The organism is Citricoccus sp. NR2 (assembly GCF_027594385.1).
Classification (GTDB): Bacteria; Actinomycetota; Actinomycetes; order Actinomycetales; family Micrococcaceae; genus CmP2.
This window is the reverse complement of the sequence record NZ_CP115154.1, coordinates 148,257-169,565: the sequence shown is the minus strand read 5'-3', so window position 1 is coordinate 169,565 and position 21,309 is coordinate 148,257. Positions and strand designations below refer to the sequence as shown.

21 protein-coding genes and 1 riboswitch are annotated in these 21,309 nt (G+C 62.6%); of the genes, 6 read left to right on the top strand and 15 right to left on the bottom strand.

Annotated features, from left to right (window positions below):
• Positions 1-22: 22 nt before the first annotated feature.
• On the bottom strand, positions 23-556 hold the full coding sequence (locus O1A05_RS00795) for a hypothetical protein (RefSeq protein WP_270106211.1): 534 nt from the start codon (positions 554-556) through the stop codon (positions 23-25).
• Positions 557-586: 30 nt separating this feature from the next.
• The gene (locus tag O1A05_RS00790; protein WP_270106210.1) at positions 587-1,684 is read right to left on the bottom strand and encodes a 4-oxalomesaconate tautomerase; all 1,098 of its coding nucleotides are present in this window, start codon (positions 1,682-1,684) and stop codon (positions 587-589) included.
• A gap of 127 nt (positions 1,685-1,811) precedes the next feature.
• Here O1A05_RS00790 and O1A05_RS00785 point away from each other — a divergent pair, with 127 nt between their 5' ends.
• From O1A05_RS00785 to O1A05_RS00775, 3 genes are all read left to right on the top strand, one after another.
• Positions 1,812-2,462, top strand: a complete 651-nt coding sequence (locus O1A05_RS00785) for a GntR family transcriptional regulator (RefSeq protein WP_270106209.1) — start codon at positions 1,812-1,814, stop codon at positions 2,460-2,462.
• Between the two features lie 98 nt (positions 2,463-2,560).
• Positions 2,561-3,292 carry a PIG-L deacetylase family protein gene (locus tag O1A05_RS00780; RefSeq protein WP_270106208.1) on the top strand — a complete coding sequence of 244 codons (732 nt, stop codon included), beginning with the start codon at positions 2,561-2,563 and terminating at the stop codon, positions 3,290-3,292.
• A 49-nt stretch (positions 3,293-3,341) separates the two neighbouring features.
• Positions 3,342-3,953 (top strand): RraA family protein, encoded by a 612-nt coding sequence (locus O1A05_RS00775; RefSeq protein WP_270106207.1) that lies wholly within the window; start codon positions 3,342-3,344, stop codon positions 3,951-3,953.
• A gap of 99 nt (positions 3,954-4,052) precedes the next feature.
• On the opposite strand, the gene O1A05_RS00770 is transcribed toward O1A05_RS00775, so the two are convergent.
• Together O1A05_RS00770 and O1A05_RS00765 are read right to left on the bottom strand one after the other, a co-directional pair.
• Entirely contained in the window at positions 4,053-5,045 is a 993-nt protein-coding gene (locus O1A05_RS00770) for a VOC family protein (RefSeq protein ID WP_270106206.1), read from the bottom strand.
• Positions 5,046-5,141: 96 nt separating this feature from the next.
• Positions 5,142-6,071, bottom strand: a complete 930-nt coding sequence (locus tag O1A05_RS00765) for a LysR family transcriptional regulator (RefSeq protein ID WP_270106205.1) — start codon at positions 6,069-6,071, stop codon at positions 5,142-5,144.
• A gap of 135 nt (positions 6,072-6,206) precedes the next feature.
• Between O1A05_RS00765 and O1A05_RS00760 the strand changes: the two genes are divergently transcribed.
• Positions 6,207-7,580, top strand: coding sequence for an aminomethyl transferase family protein (locus tag O1A05_RS00760; RefSeq protein WP_270106204.1), 1,374 nt, complete (start codon positions 6,207-6,209; stop codon positions 7,578-7,580).
• A gap of 35 nt (positions 7,581-7,615) precedes the next feature.
• Positions 7,616-8,635: an ABC transporter substrate-binding protein gene (locus O1A05_RS00755; protein ID WP_270106203.1), complete on the top strand. Its 1,020-nt coding sequence runs from the start codon at positions 7,616-7,618 to the stop codon at positions 8,633-8,635.
• On the opposite strand, the gene O1A05_RS00750 is transcribed toward O1A05_RS00755, so the two are convergent.
• From O1A05_RS00750 to O1A05_RS00705, 10 genes are all read right to left on the bottom strand, one after another.
• Positions 8,632-9,096: an aconitase X swivel domain-containing protein gene (locus O1A05_RS00750; protein ID WP_270106202.1), complete on the bottom strand. Its 465-nt coding sequence runs from the start codon at positions 9,094-9,096 to the stop codon at positions 8,632-8,634. The two genes, O1A05_RS00755 and O1A05_RS00750, sit on opposite strands and share 4 nt — an antisense overlap.
• The gene (locus tag O1A05_RS00745; RefSeq protein ID WP_270107466.1) at positions 9,093-10,346 is read right to left on the bottom strand and encodes an aconitase X catalytic domain-containing protein; all 1,254 of its coding nucleotides are present in this window, start codon (positions 10,344-10,346) and stop codon (positions 9,093-9,095) included. Before O1A05_RS00745 ends, O1A05_RS00750 begins: the two co-directional genes overlap by 4 nt.
• Before the next feature lie 10 nt (positions 10,347-10,356).
• Positions 10,357-11,700, bottom strand: coding sequence for an FAD-dependent oxidoreductase (locus O1A05_RS00740; RefSeq protein WP_270106201.1), 1,344 nt, complete (start codon positions 11,698-11,700; stop codon positions 10,357-10,359).
• A 23-nt stretch (positions 11,701-11,723) separates the two neighbouring features.
• Positions 11,724-13,409 (bottom strand): dihydroxy-acid dehydratase domain-containing protein, encoded by a 1,686-nt coding sequence (locus O1A05_RS00735; protein ID WP_270106200.1) that lies wholly within the window; start codon positions 13,407-13,409, stop codon positions 11,724-11,726.
• Positions 13,406-13,909 carry an ABC transporter permease gene (locus O1A05_RS00730; RefSeq protein ID WP_270106199.1) on the bottom strand — a complete coding sequence of 168 codons (504 nt, stop codon included), beginning with the start codon at positions 13,907-13,909 and terminating at the stop codon, positions 13,406-13,408. The genes O1A05_RS00735 and O1A05_RS00730 overlap by 4 nt, the downstream gene beginning before the upstream one ends.
• Before the next feature lie 184 nt (positions 13,910-14,093).
• Entirely contained in the window at positions 14,094-15,494 is a 1,401-nt protein-coding gene (locus tag O1A05_RS00725) for an IS1380 family transposase (protein WP_270105289.1), read from the bottom strand.
• A gap of 106 nt (positions 15,495-15,600) precedes the next feature.
• Positions 15,601-15,882 (bottom strand): hypothetical protein, encoded by a 282-nt coding sequence (locus tag O1A05_RS00720; protein WP_270106198.1) that lies wholly within the window; start codon positions 15,880-15,882, stop codon positions 15,601-15,603.
• The gene (locus O1A05_RS00715) at positions 15,872-16,717 is read right to left on the bottom strand and encodes an ABC transporter ATP-binding protein (RefSeq protein ID WP_270106197.1); all 846 of its coding nucleotides are present in this window, start codon (positions 16,715-16,717) and stop codon (positions 15,872-15,874) included. Before O1A05_RS00715 ends, O1A05_RS00720 begins: the two co-directional genes overlap by 11 nt.
• Before the next feature lie 32 nt (positions 16,718-16,749).
• The gene (locus O1A05_RS00710) at positions 16,750-17,745 is read right to left on the bottom strand and encodes an ABC transporter substrate-binding protein (RefSeq protein ID WP_270106196.1); all 996 of its coding nucleotides are present in this window, start codon (positions 17,743-17,745) and stop codon (positions 16,750-16,752) included.
• Positions 17,746-17,935: 190 nt separating this feature from the next.
• Positions 17,936-18,643, bottom strand: coding sequence for an IclR family transcriptional regulator (locus O1A05_RS00705; RefSeq protein WP_270106195.1), 708 nt, complete (start codon positions 18,641-18,643; stop codon positions 17,936-17,938).
• Positions 18,644-18,855: 212 nt separating this feature from the next.
• Here O1A05_RS00705 and O1A05_RS00700 point away from each other — a divergent pair, with 212 nt between their 5' ends.
• Positions 18,856-19,968 carry a type I restriction endonuclease gene (locus tag O1A05_RS00700; RefSeq protein ID WP_270106194.1) on the top strand — a complete coding sequence of 371 codons (1,113 nt, stop codon included), beginning with the start codon at positions 18,856-18,858 and terminating at the stop codon, positions 19,966-19,968.
• Between the two features lie 291 nt (positions 19,969-20,259).
• Here the strand turns inward: O1A05_RS00700 and O1A05_RS00695 are convergent, their stop codons facing one another.
• Positions 20,260-21,054, bottom strand: a complete 795-nt coding sequence (locus tag O1A05_RS00695; RefSeq protein ID WP_270106193.1) for a hypothetical protein — start codon at positions 21,052-21,054, stop codon at positions 20,260-20,262.
• 137 nt (positions 21,055-21,191) lie between these two features.
• Positions 21,192-21,307, top strand: a riboswitch (SAM riboswitch).
• The last annotated feature ends 2 nt before the right edge of the window (positions 21,308-21,309 follow it).

Below are 21,309 nucleotides of genomic sequence, written 5' to 3'. Positions count from 1 at the left end.
TAGAACCTCGGTGCCGCTGAGCTCACATCGAGGGGCGTTGCGTGTCCTTGTCGCGCGTGTCTGCGACCGGCTCTGTCTCGGCCTCGACGTCGATCTCAGGCTCGATGACGCGGGTCAGCGGGATCGCCGCGAGGCGCCCTAGGGCCAGGAGGATCGCGGCCGGGAACCCGACCAAGGGGATCAGCAGCGGGACCAGGCCGCCGGTTTCGGCCAACAGCACGGCCAGGCCATAGAGCAAGCCGATGAGGGCGTACCCCAGTACGTGCACAGAGTGGTTGAGCTGGTGGCGGAACACCCGGTTGATGAGCAGCGCCAGCGGCAGCCCGATGATGAGCCCGGCCAGCCCCACGATGGTCAGCAGCGGAGTGAGGTCCCCGACTTGCTCGCGCACCGGCAGCATGTTCAGTACCAGCACCACCACGGCCATCACCATGTTGGGCACCAGCCAGGCGACGATGAGCCCGAACACCGACATGGAGAGTCGGGGCAGTGCGGATTTCTCCCGTTGACGTGAGGGGCGGGAATGCTTGTATTTCTGAGGGACCGGAGTTGTCATCGCGACGATTCTATCCTCTGTACGCCCCGGCTATCCTTCTGTCTCGGCGAAGGCCATGCCGTCTATGAGCTTGCGCGCGGTGGAGACCGAGGCGGTACGGGTGACCTGATCGCCGTTCGTCTCGACGACGATCGTGGTCTGGCCGGTGGGATGCTCGACGACGAGGGCGGCCGCGTCGTCATTCGGGTCGCCGGGCCGTGATGACTGGGCCAGCCGAGCGAGCACGGTGCCCGGGATCCTCCACGCCGCCCCGACGGACGCCGCCGCGAAAACACCGATCGCCTCGTGCACGCGGTGCGGGATGAAGCACCGGGTGGAGAAGTCACCGCCGGACTGGGCGGGGGAGACCAGGCAGATTTTTGGCACGGTGGCTTCGGTGACATCACCCAGACCCATGGAGCGCCCGGCCTTCAGGCGCAGTTCCTCGATGGAGCCGCGCAGATCAGTGTCTGCCTCGAGCTCCTCCACGGTCTCATCGCCGTTGAGTCCGAACGCGGAGGCATCGAGCACCACCACCGGCATGCCGTTGTCGATGCAGGTGGCCTCCACCCGGGTGGGCATCGGGCCGTGCTCGGCCAGTCGGAAGGTGTCAAGGGTCGTGCCCGTGGGGAACAGCGCGCCGGTGGTGCCGCCGGCGACGTCGCGGTACTCCAGGGTGATGCCGGCCGCGGTGCCGGGCACCCCCACGATGGCAGTGTCGCCGGTGTAGCGCACCGTCCCGTTCGGGGTCTCCACGGTGGCGAGCGCGGTGGAGTGCGAATTCAGCAGATTGATGCGCACCGTCGTGGTGTCACCGGTGATGGGCACCAGCCCGCGCTCCAGCGCGAACGGGGCCACCCCGGCGAGGATGTTGCCGCAGTTCTGCCGGTCGCTGACGATGGCCTGATCAACGCTCACCTGCAGGAACAGATAATCCACCGAGCCATCGGAATCACCATTCTCGTCGCGACCTGCAGAGACGACGGCGACCTTGGAGGTCAGTGGGTGTGCCCCGCCCAGCCCGTCGATCTGGCGCCGATCGGGGGAGCCCATCAGCCGCAGCAGCAGCCGGTCCCGCTGGGCCGGGTCGTCGGGGAGATCGTCTGCGAGAAAATACAGTCCCTTGGACGTACCGCCGCGCATCTGCATGCACGGCACCTCGGTCCAGGAAGCGGAGTCTGAAGCTGACGGCACGGCAACCCTTTCGCTCGAGCTGATTGTCTACAATATTGTGTAACAATCTTGACCCACTGTGCCATACCTGGAGGAGACCTCCGTGAAAACCTCGCGCCCCGTCACGGCGGCTGACGTTGCCCAGTACATCCGCACCTCGATCACCAGTGGCGAGATGGTCCCGGGGCAGCGGCTGGTCGAAGCTGATCTCGCTGAGGCGGTGGGTGCCTCTCGAGGGCACGTGCGCTCCGCGCTTGCCGATCTGGCCGTGGAGGGTCTGATCGAGCGGATCCAGAACCGCGGGGCTCGGGTGCGCCAGGTGACGCTCGAGGAAGCGCTGGAAATCATCGAAGTGCGCGCTGCGGTGGAAGCGCTGTGCGCGGCGAAGGCGGCCGAAAAAGTTTCGGAAGACGAGATCGCCGAGCTGCGAGACATCGGCACCAACATGACCGATGCCGTGGAGACCGGCAACCAGGCTGCTTATGCGCGAGGCAATGAACTGCTGCACGCCGCCATCATCCGGATTGCTGATCAGAAGACGGCTGCTGAGACCATTCGTCGTCTTCAGGCGCAGGCGGTGCGCTACCAGTACCGACTCTCCGCTCAACCCGGACGCTCGCAGGTGTCCCTGCCGGAGCACTTGGCGATCATCGAGGCGGTCTGCACTCGTGACGCCGACGCCGCGCGCGACGCCATGCACGCCCACTTGAGCTCGGTGGCCGGGGCTATTCAGAACACAGCAGACCCGCGCTAACCCGCAATCGGAATTGTCAACAATTTTGGTGGCAATTTGCTGTCCGTCGTTCTAAGCTGGTGAACGACCAGTGATGTCGAGGCTGCGGAGGCAGAGCAATGACGGAGAATTCTCGTACAGGACAGCGGCTGTTGGTGGTGGGTGCGCACTCGGCAGATTTCGTGTGGCGCTCCGCTGGCGCGATCGCCAAATTCGTCGACGCCGGCGGTGAGGCTACCGTCGTCGCCCTGACTTATGGCGAACGCGGCGAATCCGGCGAACTGTGGAAGCAGGAAGGCCAGACCGAGGAAAACGTGAAGAAGATCCGCCACGGCGAGGCCGAGCGGGCGGCTGGACATCTGGGTGCCAGCTTTGTGGCCTTCGACCTGGGTGACTACCCGCTGGTGAACGACCACTCCGACATCGAGCGGTTGGCTGAGCTGATGCGTGACTACGCTCCCACCGTGGTGATGACCCACCCAGATCAGGATCCGTTCAACCCGGATCACCCCGTGGCCTATGAGATGGTGCAGAAGGCCCGGCTGATGACCTCCGGCGCCGGCGTCGAGTCGGGCTTCAAGACGGCTCCGCCCTCGGAGTTCCTGATCTTCGAGCCGCACCAGCCCGAGCTGTGCGGCTTCACCCCGACGGTGTTCGTCGACATTACCTCGGCGTTCGAGCGCAAGAAATTGGCCATGGCTGAGATGAAAGCCCAGCAGTACCTGCAGTCCTACTACGCAGAGCGCGCCGAGCACCGAGGCAACCATGCCCGCAAGGTCACCGGCAACAAGGACATCCGTCAGGCCGAGGCGTTCATGCGCGTGGTTCCGAACGTGATCGACACAGTGTGACCCAGCACACTGGTATCGTCGAGACTCGCACACGACCCAGGGGGAATGAATGACTGAGAATACTGCAGCGTCCACGATGACCGAGGCCGAGCTGCTCGAGAAGTTTGCCGAGATTCCGTCGGCGCCGATCAGCGACGGCCAGGACCGCCTGAACGTGCTGGATGCCGGGATCAGCTCCGTGTGGCCGAGCCCGGGTGCGCGCTTGGTGGGCCGCGCGGTGACGCTCACCGTGGGCGGCGGCGACAACGCTGGCGTGCACGCAGTCGTCGACTCGCTGACCGAGGGGGACGTACTCGTGATCAACGGTCAGGGGCTCACGCACCGCGCCCTCATCGGCGAGCTGATCGCCTCGCGCGCCAAGAAGCGCGGCTGCCGCGGATTCGTGATTGACGGTTGCGTGCGCGATGCCGTGGACCTGCAGGAGATTAACTTCCCGGTCTTCGCCCGCGGCGTCACTCCGGCCGGCCCGTACCGCAATGGTCCCTACCGCATCGGCGGCCCGGTCGCCGTGGGCAATGTCGCTGTTAGCCCCGGTGACCTGGTCATCGGCGACGACGACGGTGTCGTCGTGGTGGCCCGCGACGAAGCGGAGCAGGTGCTGGCCGCGGCCCAGGCCAAGCTGGTGGCCGAGGAGAAGCAACGCGCCGAAATCGGACTGTAAGTCAGTCGATGGTCGCGTAGTGATCTCGCACGAAGCGGGCCCGGATCGCCAGATGGCGGTCCGGGCCCGCTGTCGTTGCGGAGCCCCCGGTGAGGGTGCTCAGGCGTGCGGGTTCTCCGTGGCGTCCGCGTTCTCGACTACCGGGGTGCCGTGGGTGTGGAAGGTGGAGATGGTCTTCATGCCCCAGGCCTGGCCCTTGGCGCGCTCGCCCTGGGTCCACGGGATCGGCTTCCAGTCCGGGGCCAGGATCAGGCGCGAGCCCTGGTTGGCCAGCTCGATGCGGTTGCCGCCGGGCTCCCACACGTACAGGAAGAAGCCCTGCTGAATGGCGTGCTTGTAGGGGCCGTACTCGATGAAGATCCCGTTCTCCAGGAAGATGTCCGCGGCCTTGAGGATGTCCTCACGGGTGTCGGAGGCGAAGGCGATGTGGTGCAACCGACCCGGGGTGCCCGTCCAGTCATCGGAGTAGACGACGTCATAGGACTTGTTGCCGTAGGTGAACCAGTGCCCGCCTACATCGCCGTCGTCGAGCTGAATGAACTCGGTGGTGTACCCGCCCAGCACCTGCTCGGTGAAGTCGCAGACCCCGGCCATATCTGCGGTGAGGTAGTTGATGTGGTCGAGGCGGCGGGCGTTGGCGCCGAATCCGGGGAACTTCGCGGCCTGGTTCTTCAGGGCCGGCCGGTCGGTGTCATCGGCTTGGTACCACTCGGTGTCGAAGTAGACCTCCATGAGGTGCTGGTCCGGGTCAGTGAACCGGTACGTGCGGCCGCGCCCCATCTCGCCGTCGACCCAGCCCTCGCCCTGACCGGAGGCCTCGATGCGCGCCACCAGTCGCTCCAGTGCTTCGGGGCTGTTCGCGCGCCAGCCCACACGGCCGACACCGGCGTGCTCGCGCTGGGTGAGCTTGATTGAATACGGCTCGTAATCGTCCCAGCAGTGCAGGTAAGCCGACTCGTAGCCGTTCTCGGTGGTGTGCCCGACGTCGCGCATGGCGAGCAGGTCACGGAAGAACCACAGGGATTCCTCAAATTTCGGCGTGTACAGCTCCACGGTGGAGAGATGGGCGATGTCGCGGATGCGCTCGGTCATAGGGCCCTCCCGGCAGGACTCATTTTCGGAACAATATTGTCAACAATATGATAGGTCGCGTGTCCTGCCCTGGCTAGGGGCTGGCAGAGTCTCGTTTCAGTCCAGCCGCTCCTCGGCGCCCATGGTCTCGAAGTGAGTCGGCAACCCGATGGTGGCCCGCAGCACCATCCGGTAGAGCCAGTCCAGCCCCGATCCCTCGTGGGTGCCGGGGCGCCGGTACACGGCCAGCCGGATCGGATCCATCTCGAAGGGCAGCGGCTTGACGACGATCGGCCAGGAGCGCGCCCATCCCTCGGCCAGGGAGCGCGGGGTGACGGCGAGCAGGTCCGGGGACTGCAGGATCAGCGAGAGCGTGCTGGCATAGTGCTGCGCGACCACCGCGGGCTCCGTGTAGGCCGCCGCGCGCCGCTCCACCGCTTCCAGATGCACGGCGCTGGAGTCGCTGGCGACGACGACCCGGGGTGTGGTCAGGTACGTCTCCAGAGTCATCTCCTCGCCGGCGACGACGTGGTCGGCCGACATCACCACGCAGTAGGTCTGCGTCTTGATCGGAGTGCGCTCCAGATCGCCGGGGATCTCCGCCGGGGCGATCGCCACATCGGCCAGTCCGCGGTGGAGCCACTCGTCGATGTCGTGCTGCTGCAGCAGGAAGCTGCGCACCCGCACCTGCGGTGCCTCGCGCCGGATATCGGCGACGATATTGGCCAGCCAGCCCACCTCGCCGAGCTCGGACAGGGCGATGCGGAACTGACGGGTCGAATGCTGCGGATCGAACGCAGTGAGCTTGTCCATGGCGCCGTCGATGCCGAGCAGTGCGTCGCGGAACGCCGGGTAGATCTCCTTCGCCAGCGCGGTGGGCTCCATGAAGCGGCCCCGGCGCTGGAACAGCGGGTTGTCGAGGGAGGAGCGCAGCCGTCCCAGGGACTGGCTGACGGCCGACTGGGTCACGTACAGCCGGTCGGCGGCGGCGGTCAGGCTCCGGGACTCGTAGATCGCGGCGAAGACGCGGACGAGATTCAGGTCCATGGGCGCCCCTCCCGATGTAGTGTGACGCGGATAACTATTAGTGATTCTAATGCGGTGCTCCGTGTGCGGTCCCTAGGGTCGAGGTAATCCACTGCCAGCGCACCGTTGGCAGGCCGATCCTGACGAAGGAGCATCATGACCCTCACCGCCACAGCGACGACCACCGCCGCCGAAGCGATCGCCACCGCGGGAAGCGCCGTCGACGCGCTGCGCAACGCGCAAGCCAAGCCCACAGTGTTCCCGGTGCAAGCAGAATTCACCAACTGGCGCTCGGAGCAGCGGGCCTGGCGCGAGGGGGTGGCCCTGCTGGATCAGTCGCACCACATGACCGACCTGTTCATCTCCGGACCCGACGCCCTGCGGCTGCTCTCGGATACCGGCGTCAACAATTTCAGTCGGTTCCGCCCGCAGATGGCCAAACAGTTCATCGCTGTCAACCACGAGGGCTACCTGATCGGCGACGCCATCCTGGTGTACCTGGAAGAGGAGTCTTTCGACCTGGTGGGCTGGCACATGGTGCTGGACTGGGTGCAGTTCATCGGAGAGACCGGAGACTACGATGTCACCTTCGAACGTGACGCCTCCTCGGCGGTGCGCCAGGGCGATCCGACACTGTACCGGTACGAGGTGCAAGGACCGGACGCCGAGAAGCTCATGCAGAAAGTCAGCACCATCGAGGTGGCCCAGACCAGGTTCTTCGGCATGCTCGAATTCGAGATCGCCGGTCGGCGGATTCCTGCGATCCGGCACGGCATGGCCGGTCAGCCGGGGTTCGAGATGTGGGGACCGTGGGAAGACCGCGAGGTGATCCTCCAGGCGCTGGTCGAGGCCGGAGCGGAGTTCGACCTGACTCGGGTGGGGTCGCTGGCCTACTCCACCGCCAATCTCGAATCGGCGTGGGTGCCCTCTCCGCCGGCCGCGATCTTCACCGGAGAGCGCATGGAGGAATACCTGGACTGGCTGCCCGCCGCGCGGATGGGATCGATCGCCGGCAGCCTGGACTCCGAGGACATCGAGGACTATTACCTCACCCCCTTCGACCTCGGCTACGGATTCGTCATCGACTGGGACCACGACTTCATCGGCAGAGAGGCGCTGCGCAGCCACGCGAAGGCTGCATCGCGGAAGAAGGTCACCCTGGTGTGGGACCCGGAGGAACTGGCCTCAGCCCAGCGCACCCTCTACGAGGAAGGCGTGCCCGCCAAGTTCATCAACCTCCCGAAGGCGCGCTACGGGCAGTTCCAGACCGACCGCGTGCTCCATGACGGCAGGGACGTCGGGATCTCGCTGGACGCCGGCTACCTGGCCAACGAGCAGGCTTTCGTCTCCCTCGCCACCATCGAGGAGGAGTTCTCGGCTCCGGGGACCGAGGTGACCCTGGTGTGGGGCGAGGACCCTGCCTCCACCAAACCCGCCGTCGAGGCGCACCGACAGATCCAGATCCGCGCGACCGTGCAGCCCGCACCGTACTCGCGCTTTACCCGCGAGAATTACCGACGCAACAGCTGAGCCGTTGCCGTCACCGGCGCGGAGAGGAGACAGACATGCATCAGCGAACCATGACACGGCGCGCCGTGCTTCTGGGCGGATTGGGACTCGGCGCCGCCGGGGTTCTGCTCGGATGCGGGGATGGATCGCCCTCGGCGGGGACCAGTACCGACGGCGCCACCGGTGCTGCCGACGCTACATCGGGTGGAGTGGAGGAAGTCGGGGTGTTGCCCATCGTCGACGTCGCCACCATCTTCATCGCCAAGACGCAGGGGATCTTCTCCGACCACGGACTCGAGATCGAGACGACGCTCGCCCAGGGAGGCTCTGCGATCGTGCCCGCTGTGGTTTCTGGGGCGAACCTCTTCGGATTCTCCAACCTCACCTCGCTGCTCATCGGACGATCGCGCGGGCTGGACCTGGTCACGGTGGCGCCCGGGTCCGGGTCCAACGGGAGGGACGGCCAGGATTACTTCGCGGTGTTGGTCCGAGACGATAGTGAGATCCAGAACGGGGCTGACCTGGCGGGGGCGTCCATTGCCGTCAACACCGTCCAGAACATCAACGACACCACGCTGAATGCTGCTGTGCGGGATGCGGGTGGCGACCCCGAGGGTATCGACTACGTGGAGGTCGCGTTCCCGGATATGCCGGCGGCCCTGGAGAACGGCCAGGTCGACGCAATCGCGGTGGGGGAGCCCTTCCTGACGATCGCAAAAGACCAGGGTGCCCGGGTGGTGCTCTCCAGTTATGCGAAGCCCATCGACCGGTTGACGGTCTCGGCGTACTTCACCACACAGGAGATCTGGGATGCGCAGCCGGAGCGGGTCACTGCGTTCCAAAGCGCGATGGCGGAGGCACAGTCCATTGCCCGGAGCGACCCGGATGCTGTGCGCGCGGTGCTGCCCAAATACACCAGCCTGGACGCGGATCTGGCGGAGCGGATCATCCTTCCCGACTTCCCGGAACGCATCAACCAGGACTCGACCCAGCAGCTTGCCGACTTGGCGGAGGCCGATGGGCTGCTGCAGAACTCGCTGTCGGTGACCGATCTGCTCGGGGAGGGGTCGTACTAAACCAGCACCGTCACCGTGCCTTGGTCTCCATCGACGATGACGGTGTCGCCCGTGCGGATGATGTGCACCGGGTCGACGGAGAATTCGCTGACCGTCGGAACTCGCGTCACGACTGCGCCCAGGACTGCTTTGGAAGTGACATGGGTGAACACCATGGCTAAGGGGGCCGTGCCCAACAAACGTGTGCTTTGGAAGAAGCCAGACCACCCAGACGATCCCTTGGCCCCGGGAAAAACCAAAACCTTGTCGGTGAAGCAGACACCGCGCAGGGGATGGCGTCGTTCGACGATGACTCCGGTGGAGGGGTCGATGCCGCCCCATCCGGAGATCTGCTCGGTCGAGACCAACGCCTCACCTCGTACGAGCCCGGGCACGATGCCTCGCCCCTGAAGAATTCTGTTGGACTCGACTTGTGGTACAGAATCCGCGGTCAGTGGTTCGTGATGACGGAGTGATGTCATGCCAATTCTCCTCTCCATGTACCGGTGAGTGCGGCCTCGACGCATTCTCTGGTGGTCCCGAACCACGCTTCGATTCCTAGAATCGCCGGCAAATAGTGGGCTTGTTTTGCACTGTCGGTAGCGAAGACCTGACATCCTTTCGGTGCGGTCCTCGACATGGCCGGGCAGGAGTCCGTCAGGACCTTGCCTCCAGCGGCTTGAATAGTGGCAATATCGCCGTTCCGCTGTGCGACCGACCGTAGCGCCCGAGGCGTCATGACCCACAACTCAGTACCTTCGTGCAGAGTTTTTCCGTCGAGCAGAGACGCGATCTCTCGGATCTGCTCCAGTGACGCATGGGGACATCCCAACAAGACGAAATCGACGTCGTCGGAGGATCCCTGGTCGTTGAGGGTCTCGTAGGCACGACGACGATCTTCCGAGGTGTAAGCGATCTCCGTCGGCACCGGTTGGTCCCCGAATGCCGCCTCGAGTGTGGGCGCTTCCGGTGTGAAACCAGGCATACGAAAAATCTCAACACCGCCACTGGTCGCCAGGGCAGCACCGAGATGCTTCAAATCGGTCGCGGTGGGAAGACCGAGTTCTCCGGTGAGGACTGGCCGCTCTTCCTGGACGATTCCACCGACGTGGTATCCGAAGAGTCCCCAATCGAGAAAAGAATCGATCCGGACTTCAGACGAGAAAAGATGGGTGCCGTAGCGGTTTTCATCGAGGTGATTTCCCCAATAGGGGACCCGTCCCGTCAATGAGGCTGCGCCGGTCGACGCCGTGCCTTCGCAGTTAGATTTCGCGCCGATCACCGAATTGGCATAGATCACGGCTGAGGATTCCATCCACGCGATGTGTTCGCCCCGGACGGGCAGGTTCCCGACCTGATAGGGAGTGCAGGTGGCGAGGATGTTGATACCGCGATCGCTGGCGAACGCTTCGGCGTCTTCCTGCTGCTGTACGAGCTCTTGGCGGTAGGGAATGGTGCCGATCGCATCTGCGCCGAAGCCGTGTTGCAGCTGACAGGTGGGGACCTTCATGGAAGGGATGGAGAGGTCTTGGTCCGAATCAAGGTTGATGACCGCGAAGGCTTTATCCCAACCATGTTCGGCGACGATTTTCTGTTTCGCCGGTGTGGGCTGTGTCGAGGTTCCGGCGACGTTGCGGACCTCGCAGAGTCGCTCTGCATCCAGCCCCTCGCCGTAGCGGATGAGCAGGTCCATGGCAGCGGCAACGGCTTCACCCTCGACGCCGTCTCGCATCATCTTTTCCTCAGTGGTGAGCTGCATCTGAAACCCTCCCGTCCGATCCCGCACCTACTGGTGCGGGTCCATCGATGTTCTTACTGACCCGCTGACGCAGATCGTTGAGATTCAGGTCGCTGAGTGCACCGCCATGTGTCAGGTCGAGCGCATGCGCGGCAGCCTCGCCCATGGCGGCGCACGGTCCCATCACTCGAATGCTGGACAGTGCTGCCGCGTCACCATCGACGCAGCGCCCGGCGGCCAGGAGATTGACGGCTCCCCGGGGCGTGATGCTGCGCAAGGGGATGTGATGGACGTGGTCGGAATCGAACTGCTCCCACACATAGCCACGAGGCTGGTCGTGGAGCTCGATGGGCCACGACGTCCGAGCAATGGAATCGTCGAAACGGGTTCCGGCGCGCACCTCGTGTTCGGTGAGTTGATGCTCGCTCAGAATCCATCGAGTCTGGCGGCGTCCCGGGAGTCCGTAGAGCCGGACTTTTGCGTCACCGAAGGCCTCGGGAAAATCTTCACGCAGGAAGTCCAAGACGCGGTCGGCTTGATCTTTGCCGCGGATTTGCGCCTCGGCGGCTGCCACCGCCGACAAGGGAGATTCGATGTGGGTCATATTGAGCACGGCTGTGTCTCGACCCGGGAAGAAGAAGGCGAGTCCGTCCTTGCGGATCAGACCGAAATCTTCGGCTCGATCCTGGAGCCGTGCCGTCAGATCCGCCGCGTCCGGGGCCTGATCTGGGCGAAGGTTCTCGATGCGCACCTGCTGAGAGCCCCAAATGGTTCGCTCGGGGACCTGGCATGGCAAGCCAGCCTCCCAGGTCAATGCCGCGTCGCCGCTGGCATCAATAAACGATGCTGCCTGGATGCGGGCAAATCCGTAGCGGGTGGCAAAAGTGACCGAATCAAGGTGCCCACCGTCGTTCTCCACCGAGAGGATGGATGCCCCCGTCAGTGGAATGACTCCTGCCTCGACAACCTGCTGTTCCATCCACCGGCCGACCGCGTGCTCGTCGTAGTTGACGGTGATGGTGTGACGGTAGTTGTGCGAAATGTCGCCCGCCGGCTCGAGGTCTCGGAACATGGGGTCGAAAATTCCGTGTGTCAGTTGCTCATAGGCCGGACCATTTCCGTAGATTCCACAGAACAAGCCGATCAACGAGTTGGCACATTGGCCACCTAAAACAGGGAGGGCGTCGACGAGTGCCACGCGGCGGCCGAGCTGTGCTGCCGTCAGCGCGGCCGAGATGCCGGCAATGCCGGCTCCCACGACACAGATGTCAACGGATAGTTCCTCGACAGAATCGGGTTGTGGTTTGGTGACTTCGTGTACTTTGACCTCGGTCAGTGCGTGAGGCATGGTCCATCCTTCGGTTGTGCAGGTTAGTGCGAAGCGCCTTTGAGGGTCGCTCCGTGCTCAAGGTCGGTGGCGGTCGTGTCATAGACACTGAGCCAGCTGTTGGGTGGATGAGTGGTCTTCGATGCGGTGGAAAATGAACGCGCGTCGAGCTCGTCCGGGGTGAGTTTGAGGTCGACGGTTCCTTCGCGGAGATCGATGGCGACGAGGTCCCCGTCTCGAACGAGGTTGAGTGCCCCGGGACGGGCCCCCTCAGGCTTGACCTCGCCGACGACGATGCCCTTGTTGACGAGACCGGAAAGCTGTCCGTCAGTCACCACGGAAACCGTATTGGTCAGCCCGGCGCCGTCCAGTGCGAAGACGACGTTGGATGCCATGCCCATTCCGGGTGTCCCGTGTGGTCCTAGCCCGCGCAACACGAGAACGGAACCGGAGGGGATACTGCCAACATGGATCGCATCGATTGCTGAAGCGGCGTCCTCGAAGACGACTGCAGAACCCACGAAGGTTGACGGTCTCGTCTCGGTGGCCGATAGCTTCACAATCGCCCCCTGCGGTGCGAGCGAGCCGCGGAGGATCTGAATCGTCGCATGCTCAGCAAAAGGTGCGTTCAACGGTCTGATGACGTGGTCATCAATGACGCACGGTTCAGTAAGGATTTCGCCGAGAGAAACTCCAGTGACGGTGGTTGCTCCTCGATCGATGACGTCGCCGAGCTGATGCAATACTCCGAGTGCGCCGCCGGCAGCGTCGAATTCCTCGATCGATGTCGGCCCAGCGGGGCGTACCGCGCTCAGCGGCCGGACCGTCTGTGCCAGACGAGCAAACTCGGCGTTCACGTCAAGGTCCAGCCCTGATTCAACCGCGATGGCTTGCAGATGTTTGACCGCATTGATCGATCCAGACACCGCCAAAACACTAGCGATCGCATTGCGAAAGGCCCCAGGGGTGAGAACGTCGCGAGGCCGAATATCTTGTTCAACGGCGGCCACAATCGCGCGCGCCGAATCGTCGACGTAGTGCCACATTTTGGCGCTATTGGCTGCAACCGGGGCGCTGCCTGGAAGGCTCATCCCCAGAGCTTCGGAGACAATATGCATGGTGTTCGCGGTACCCATTCCTGAACACACGCCAGGTCCCTGGATGGCCCGATCGCTCATTCCACACAGATCTGCAAGGCTGCAACGTCCCGAGGCGACGTGGCCAGCACGGATGAACACTTCTTCGATGTCGACGATCTCTCCGGCGTCGCTGAGCCCGCTCTGTTGGTAGCCGCAGGGCACGATGACGGTCGGTACGTTGAGTCGCCCGGCGGCCATTAATTGCCCCGGAGTCGTCTTGTCACAGGAGGCTAAACAGATCATTCCGTCTAACTGTGCGCCCTCGACGACTGCTTCGACGTCGTTCGTCAGCAGATCCCGACTGGAGAGCACGTAGCCGCCGCCACGGCCAGCAGCCATCATGAAGTCGGTCGGTGCCACGGTGCGTACCTCGAAGGCCACGGCACCCTGATCTCGAATGACCTCACACACTCGGTCAGCGATATCGTCGAGATGACTGAAACAGGGGGCGAGTTTCGACGAGGAATTCACGACCGCGATCTTGGGCTTCTGGATGTCCTCATCATTCAGCCCGAGAGCGCGCCACTGGGTTCGGCGGGTCGCCCAGCGGGGCGAGCCAACCGGGAAGTTGCTGCGCAGATTGTCGGTCATGCTGACTCCCTCCTGCCATACACCGACTCGTGCCACGGGATCACGAATCGCTTGAGCGAGTTGACCGTGAAATACATGATCAGACCGATGGTGGCCAGGATCAGGATGACGGCGAACAGTGCCGGCGCATTGAGCTCGTTGAGTGTTCTGACCACGAGGTACCCGAGCCCTTCATTGCCACCGAGATACTCGCCAACGATGGTGCCGATGACGGCGAGGACAATGGCTGTCTCCATGCCGGCGAAGACGTGCGGCATCATGCTCTTCACCTCCAGGTGCTTGAACGTCTGCCACCGGGACGCATTGATGCTCTGCATCACGTCACGATGTCCTCGGTCGACTGAGCGCACTCCCAGCAATACATTGAGCATCACCGGGAAGAACGCCAGCAGTCCCGCGATGATGATCTTTGTGGTCATGCCGAACCCAAACCAGATCACGAACAGTGGGATCAGGGCGACCTTCGGGATGACTTCGAGGGCGATGATCAACGGGCGCACGCTTGCTTCGAGCAGAGGGAGTTTGCCTAAGCCTCGATCCACCGACGCGGGTTCAGGCCGGAGTGTGATTCCGGAAGCACCGGGTGAATCGATTTTGGGCGTGAGGAAGTAACCGGCCTCGCTGCCGGTGGTGTTCCACTGTTGGTCCTTCGGTCGTGCCGGGGCGCAGCGTTCGGTCGGTTGGCTATGCCGATTGTGGTGGCGGGTGGATGGCGGTGAAGAGCCGTTCGAGTCCCTGTTGCCAGGGCCAGGCCTCGGGCAGTCTGATTCGAATTTTGCGGGCGCTGGAGGCGATTCGGGCCGGGATGTTCACGAGTCTGGCCCGGATGGTGCCGGTGCGGGCTTTGGTGAAGGTGCCGGCGGCGAGGATCCCGGCGGTGCGGGTGAGGTTGTAGGCCATCACCGCGCAGACCAGCCAGGCGCTGTTGGCCCCGAAGTGGCCGGAGGGCAGGTGGGCCAGGGCGCTGTCTTTCAGGTCGGCGTTGACTTGCTCGATGATCGCGTGTTGCCGGTGGGTCCGGTCCGCGGCCACCGTGTCCAACACTTCCGGATCCACGGTGGTGAAGAAGGCGTGGAACCGGTGCGTGTCGAACAACGTCGGCTGCCCGTCGTCCTGCCTGAGGTTCAGTTCTGGGATGCGGCGCACCACCAGCCGTCCGGGGATCCGTTCGGCTTTCTTTCTCGAGGTGAACGCGGTGAAGGACACCTCGGCGACCTCGGCTTTGGAGGCCCAGGTGCCGGTGGTCTCGTCGTAGATCGCCTCGGGGTATTCGATGCCGGTCCAGGCATCGTCGGCGATGGTGGCGATGGCGGCCTTGACCGCCAGATTCATCCGCACGGTGACCGAGACGTCGGCACCGGCTTTCAACGCGGTGGCCACGGTGGCGTGCCCGTAGAAAGCCGAGTCGGCACGGACCAACATCCGGGCGCCAGAGTCCGGAGGCAGTCGCTTGAGCGTGGCCAGCGCGTCGGCGATCAACCGGCAGGCCCCGCGTGGGGAGCCCACCGCTCCGCGACGCAGACGCTGACCCAAGATCACCGGGGCCGCAGTCTCGGTGCTCGCCGTGGCCAGCAAGGCGTTGAGTCCACGCACGCCCGAGTATCCGTACCCGGAGCCCTGCTTCTGATAGCCGTGGACCTCGATGATCGTGTCGTCCACATCCACATAGACGAACTGTCCGGCGCCGGGGCTTCCCAGCACCGATGCCCTGACGGAGAGGTTGGCCAACAGTCCGGAGGCGACCGCGTCGAGCTGGCGGACGTGCCCGAAGGTGAACGCACGCAGGAACGAACCCAGGGTCGAGGGCGCGTAGCAGGCGTTGAAGATTCGTTTCATCGCCCCGTGGCGCAGGATGGCCATGTCGTCGATCGAGTCGGCTCCGGCGCACATGCCGGCCACCAGGGCCGCGATCTTGGCCCCGGCGTTGGCGCCCTTGTCGGTCGGCACCGTCAATCGCCCCTTGGCCAGCTGGTGCAGGCCGGCCTCGGCGGCCAGCTCCATCATCGGGACCAGTCCGGCGGAGCCGATGAGGTTCGGCTCGTCGAAGGAAGCTGACAGTGCGGAACGGGTGTGGGAAACTTGCATCTGCGAGATGCCCTCTCATCGCGGTGGAACGGAACCCTGAACAAGTGCCATTCTTCCCGGTCAGACGGGCATTTCGTTCTTAATTACGTACCAGTACCAAGCATGCTCATCGGTGGATCAAGGCTAAGAGAACCCCGACGACGACTCCCGCGAAGGTCCCCACGCTGAAGCCAATCAGGATCTGAATGACGGTTACCCTGATATGCGACCAGGTGCTGGCTTCACCTAGCACGGTTCCCAAGCTCTCGAAGATCAGCGAGGGCGGCGGCAGAATCAGCGGTGAGACCTCTAAGGCTTTGACCGTGATCTCCCAAATGATGAATAGCAAGATGAGCAGTCCTGGAGTCGTGATCCAGGGCAGAACCCGCAGCAGCTTTTTACGATTCATGGTCAAGCTCCTCGTTCAATGACGTCCGCAGGTGAGAAACGCGGTTCTGATAGATGTCGTCTTGGTTCACCAGTGGTGTTCGAGGGCGGCTCAAGGGAACGTCGATGATCTCCTTGATGCGGCCAGGTCGCGGCGTGAGATGAACGACGCGGTCGCCCAAGGAAACTGCTTCGTCGATGTCGTGGGTGACAAAGACGACGGTGGCCCCGGTAGCGAGGGCGATGCGCTGCAACTCTGCGTTCATCTTTTCCCTCGTGAGCGCATCGAGCGCACCGAAGGGCTCATCCATCAATAACAATTGCGGGTCGTCACTCAATGCGCGCGCGATAGCCGCACGTTGGCGCATTCCACCGGAGAGTTCACGGGGATAGTTCGGAAGGAATCCGCCGAGGCCGACCAGGTCTGCCAATTCGCGGACCCGGGCCCGGCGTGCGGATTTCGGTGTGCCTCGTAGTTTCAGTGGGAGGGCGATATTCTCCTCGATGCTGTACCAGGGGAAGAGATTCGCCTCCTGAAACACCACTCCCAGGTTGCGTATCAGCTTGGAGTTGACGCGCTCACCGGTCCAGAGTGACTGTCCCTCGATGAGAACTTGGCCTGAGGTGGGCGGAATCAGGCCCGCCATGATGCGCAATAGCGTGGTCTTGCCGCACCCGGAGCGCCCGACCAAGGAGACGAACTCTCCTTGGCGCACTTCGAGATTGATGTTGCTCAGGGCCTGTACATGACCGCGGTCAGTTTTGTAGGTCTTCCCCAGGTCGGAGATGCGAATATCCACGGTCGTGTCGTTGATATTCGGTGCGTATGCGGTGTCGGTGTTGATCTGTAATGACATTTCTTTCCTCACAGTCTGGACATGATGAGAGATCAGGCGGAGACGAAACTGTTGTCAACCCACTCGGTCACGTCGTGACCCGACTCGACGAGGCCAGCGTCGACTAGTTCCTGATATCCGTCTTCCCAATAGCTTTCGTCGGTGACGAGCAATTCGGCTGTTCCATCAGCGGTCCAGAGGGCACGTGCCTGTTTGAGTGCTTCCCGCGCGATATCGTCATCGTCGAGCGAGGCAAACGAATATTCACCGCGCAGCGTCTCGAGCACGTGGTCGAGATTCTCGTCGTCGACCATGGCCTGGGTTGCCTGTTTGATGGCCGTGAGGTAGCTGCGAATCGCATCACCATGCTGTTCCAGTGAGTCACGGCTGGCCGTGTAGATCTGCGAGTCGGCACGCACTTGGTACCCACTGTCGAAGGCATCTGCTTCACCTGGGTACTGGTTCATGGTGGTGATGGCTTGGTCGATGCTGACCATGTAGCCGGCGATGTCGCCTCGTTTTACGAGCTCGAATGTTCCCGGGCCAAGCCCCACGACCTGTCGCTGCACTTCCGAGGGATCGATTCCTGCCTTGTGCAGCATGAGTGACAGCGACTTGTCACTGGTGCCACCCTCGGAAGGGACACCGACGGTCTTGCCTACGAAATCTTCGGGGGAGGCCAATGGCACATCGGTGCTGTACAGCGTTCTGATGGAGGAGCCGCGGACGATACTGCCGACGTTCACCAGCGGCTGACCGTCTGCGGCTGCCGTCATCAGGTCGATCAATCCGACGCGGGTGAGCGGACCTGCCCCGGACACCAAAGTTTGGATGGCTTGGGGCGATCCCTTGGTCGTTTGGAACGTCACGTCCAGACCCTGATCTGCGAAGTATCCGCCCGCGGCGGCCATAAGTTCTGGCGCAACCGAGAGCGTTTCCATGGGCAGATAGCTCAGATAGGTAAAGGCGGATTGAGTGCCATCGCCCGCAGCGCCACCGGACGCGCCGCCAGCACTACCGCAGGCGGTCAGCGCGCCAAGCGCGGCCAAGCCGAGGGATCCTCCGAGGAAACCTCGGCGTGAAATGGAGTGGAATGGTGCTGTGGACTGCTGTGACATGGGTGCTCCTCGAGATGAAAGGGTGATGCCTGCTGTAGACACCCTTTCAATCGAGTTAGTGTGAGGCTAGTCACATCCCACGACGTGGGATTTGAGCTGGTCCGCACCTTGATTTTGGAGCTCAGGCGATCGCTCGAGAAATGCCTAGTGCCGTTGTTTGAACCCCATGAGCCATTGATCTCTCACGAAGCACGCCGTGCGGAGTATTGACGGAGAGCGCTGCAATAACTCTCCCGTCGGAGCCCTTGATGGGAGCGGCTGCTGAGGTCGACGTCGCATTGACCTGGCGGTCACTAATCGCGAACCCTCGGGCTCGGATTTCGGCCAGCGTTCGCCTGATCTGTTGCGGGTCAGTCACCGTGAGATCGGTGCGGCGCTCGAGTGTTGAACTGAGATATTCCTCCTGGACCGCCGTTGGTGCATGGGCTAGTAAAGCGAGGCCAACTGACGTGAGGTGCAAAGGGTAATGACTGCCCACGTATGGCCGCTCGGGGGCCTTGCCGGAGGGGTACATCTTCTCGATAAAAACAGCATGCAGGCCGTCACGGACGGCAAGGTGCACAGGAAATCCCGAGACGTGCATGAGGTCGCGCATGAAGGGCAATGCGACTTGCTGGATCTGCCCGGATCTCGGTGACGTGGTGCCTAGCTCCCAGAGAGATAAGCCGGGGTGGTATCGGTAGGAGGCGTCAATTTCTAGCAGGTTTTCCTTGGCCAGCGCCCGGAGAATTCGATGGCATGTCGATACCGGTATCGTCGTGGATCGAGACATTTCGGTGGCAGTCAGACCGGCACTACTTTGCGTCAGTGTCCTCAGGATCTGCGCCACGCGTGCGAGTATGCCCCCGCTGGAATCCATTGCACCCCTCTTTGACCGTTATGTGTGCCCTCTCACATTCTATCGGTTTAGGTAGTGTGCCCTGGCGGCCTTGCATCGCGTCGTTCCCTTGTGGCGGTACGAAAGCAATATCTTGAGACGCTCTACTTTTGCGTAAACGTTCGACCTAGCATGGAGATGTTCGTCACGCACAAAGGAGCATTGTGAATTTCTCGGAACGTTTGTACTCGCTTGCAGTCAAAATGCGCCAGCAGAAGGACCTCATCGCTACTGAAGAGGCGACGAAGAATGCGCTGGTTATGCCCTTCATCTCGTCGATTCTTGGATATGACGTATTCAACCCACTTGAAGTTGTCCCGGAGTTCACGGCGGACCTGGGAATCAAGAAGGGAGAGAAGATCGACTACGCCATCGTTCGAGATGGCGAAATCCAGATGTTGGTGGAGTGCAAGAGTCTGACTGGCACTTTGAAGTTGGAGCACGCATCACAGCTCTTCCGATACTTTGCGGTGACAAAGGCTCGGATCGCAATTTTGACGAACGGTGAGCAGTATCAGTTCTATACAGACCTGGACGCGCCGAACAAGATGGATTCGAAGCCATTCTTGGTCCTTGATCTCAATGACATTGACGATGCTTTGCTGCCTGAACTCAAGAAGCTCTCCAAAGAGGACTTTGACCTTGAATCGGTGGTTAATGCAGCTGAAGAGCTCAAATACATCAGCGCAATCAAGCGACGCATCGGTGATTTTTTCCACCAGGCAGACGACGATTGGATCAAATTCATTGCATCGAAGGTCTATGAAGGACCGGTCACTCAGCGCGTCCGGGAACAGTTCTCCAGTCTCATCTCCAAAGCGACACGGCAGTTCTTGCGCGACCAAGTCAACGATCGGTTGAAAACTGCTCTTGGAGAATCTGCCTCGACTGCAGACAAGGGGGCAGAAATGGCAGAGAGCCTTTCCAGCGATGAAGTCGTCGAGCAAGACCTTCGGGAAGCTGCGGTCGAGGACGATGGTATTGAAACCACAATCGAAGAGCTCGAAGGTTTTCACATCATCCGAGCAATCGTGTGCAGTGAAGTTGCGCCGGATCGTGTCTTCTACCGGGACTCCAAGTCCTATTTCGCTGTCATGCTCGATGACAACAACCGCCGATCGATTGCGCGTCTCCACTTCAACCGGTCGCAAAAGTACATTGGTACGTTCGATGAGGAGCGGCGCGAAACCCGTCACCCTATCGACGGGTTGGTTGACATCTACCAGTTCGCTGATTCGCTGCGGACGACGACCCGACGAATTCTCGAGAACCTTTGATGTCCTTCTAGATCGGGCCACTTACTTCTCGATGACCATGGTCGCGTCTGCCAGTCGGTGAACGCGGCCATGGTTTCGTTGAGGGGTTCTTCGAAGTAAAAGTCATCCTGCCAGAAATAGGCGGCACGCCGCGTGCTCATGCTTCTACGCTCGGTGGTGCCACACTACTTCGTGCAACGGCTGGGGCGTGATCTGGCCTAGCTCGAGTTGATTGCACGCCAGCCGGGTCTGTCGCCGAAGACGGTCGACCGCATGGTTGTCCACTTGAGCCGGAGGGGATTCGTCGAGAGGTCAGGACACCGGGGTGGGGGACTCGATCATCAGGGTGATCTCGCTCGGCGCGGGCCACTCGTTCAGGCTGGAGAACGCGACCTCGGCGTCGTCTTCGGCGTAGATGACGAGTTCGCCCAGCAGTCCGTCGTTGATCATCAACCGGATCTCATGCTCCACCCCATTGCGCTGGAACACCCCGGCCACGCACCAAGTCTGCTGGAACGGGACGAGCCGGGTCGATTCCTCCGGCACGTGGAACACCACGCTGTCATAGGTGGGCTCGAAAGCGAGCTGCGTGGCTGACTTGATTTGTTCCTGGACGTCTTCGGACTGGATCAGTTCCTCGGGGGCCAGCAGTTCCAGGACCTCGCGGACGCGCGGATGCAGCGGTTCGAAAAGGTCTTCTTCCTTGGTCTCCTCGAGCTCGCGTTCCCAAGCCGCGCGGGATTCCCAGCGGCTGAGCGCGCGGTCCAGGGCGAAGGTGCCGACCATGGTGGCGGCGGCCCCGGCGGCGATCCACCAACGTGGGTGCGCCGAGCCCTTGGACTCGATCCATTCGTGCACGGCGGTGTCCCAGTGATCGAAGCGGCCATCGGCGGCCCACCAGCCGACGGCGCCGGCTCCGGCCTTGATGCCCCAACGTAGCAGGGCTGGCGTGGAGCGCAGGGTGGGGTTGCTGGTGCTGAGTGCGAGCACCGAGGTGAGGGCCGATCCGGCCTGGTAGTAGCGGCGGGTTTCGTCGTCGAGATCTCGAGGGTCAACGAGGCTGAAAGCGGACACGGCGGCGGTGGTGGCGATCTCCGAGAAAGTCATGGTCTCAGCTTAGGGTGTGTGCCGCGACGCCGGGAACAGCTGAAGCCGCGAGGGTGACGGAATGTGTCCCAGCGTGCACGATCTGGGCCGAAAAGGTTGTCGACGTCGCGCGGGCCTGGCTAGGTTCGGGACCAGAGAATCACGAGATCCGGTGCGAAGCCCTGGCTGACCGGACGGCAACCCTCTCGCCGTAGTGGGGTGCTCCAGGTGAGGATTCGGCCCGCGGTACGACCGTCCCGGGCAAGTACGTAGGAA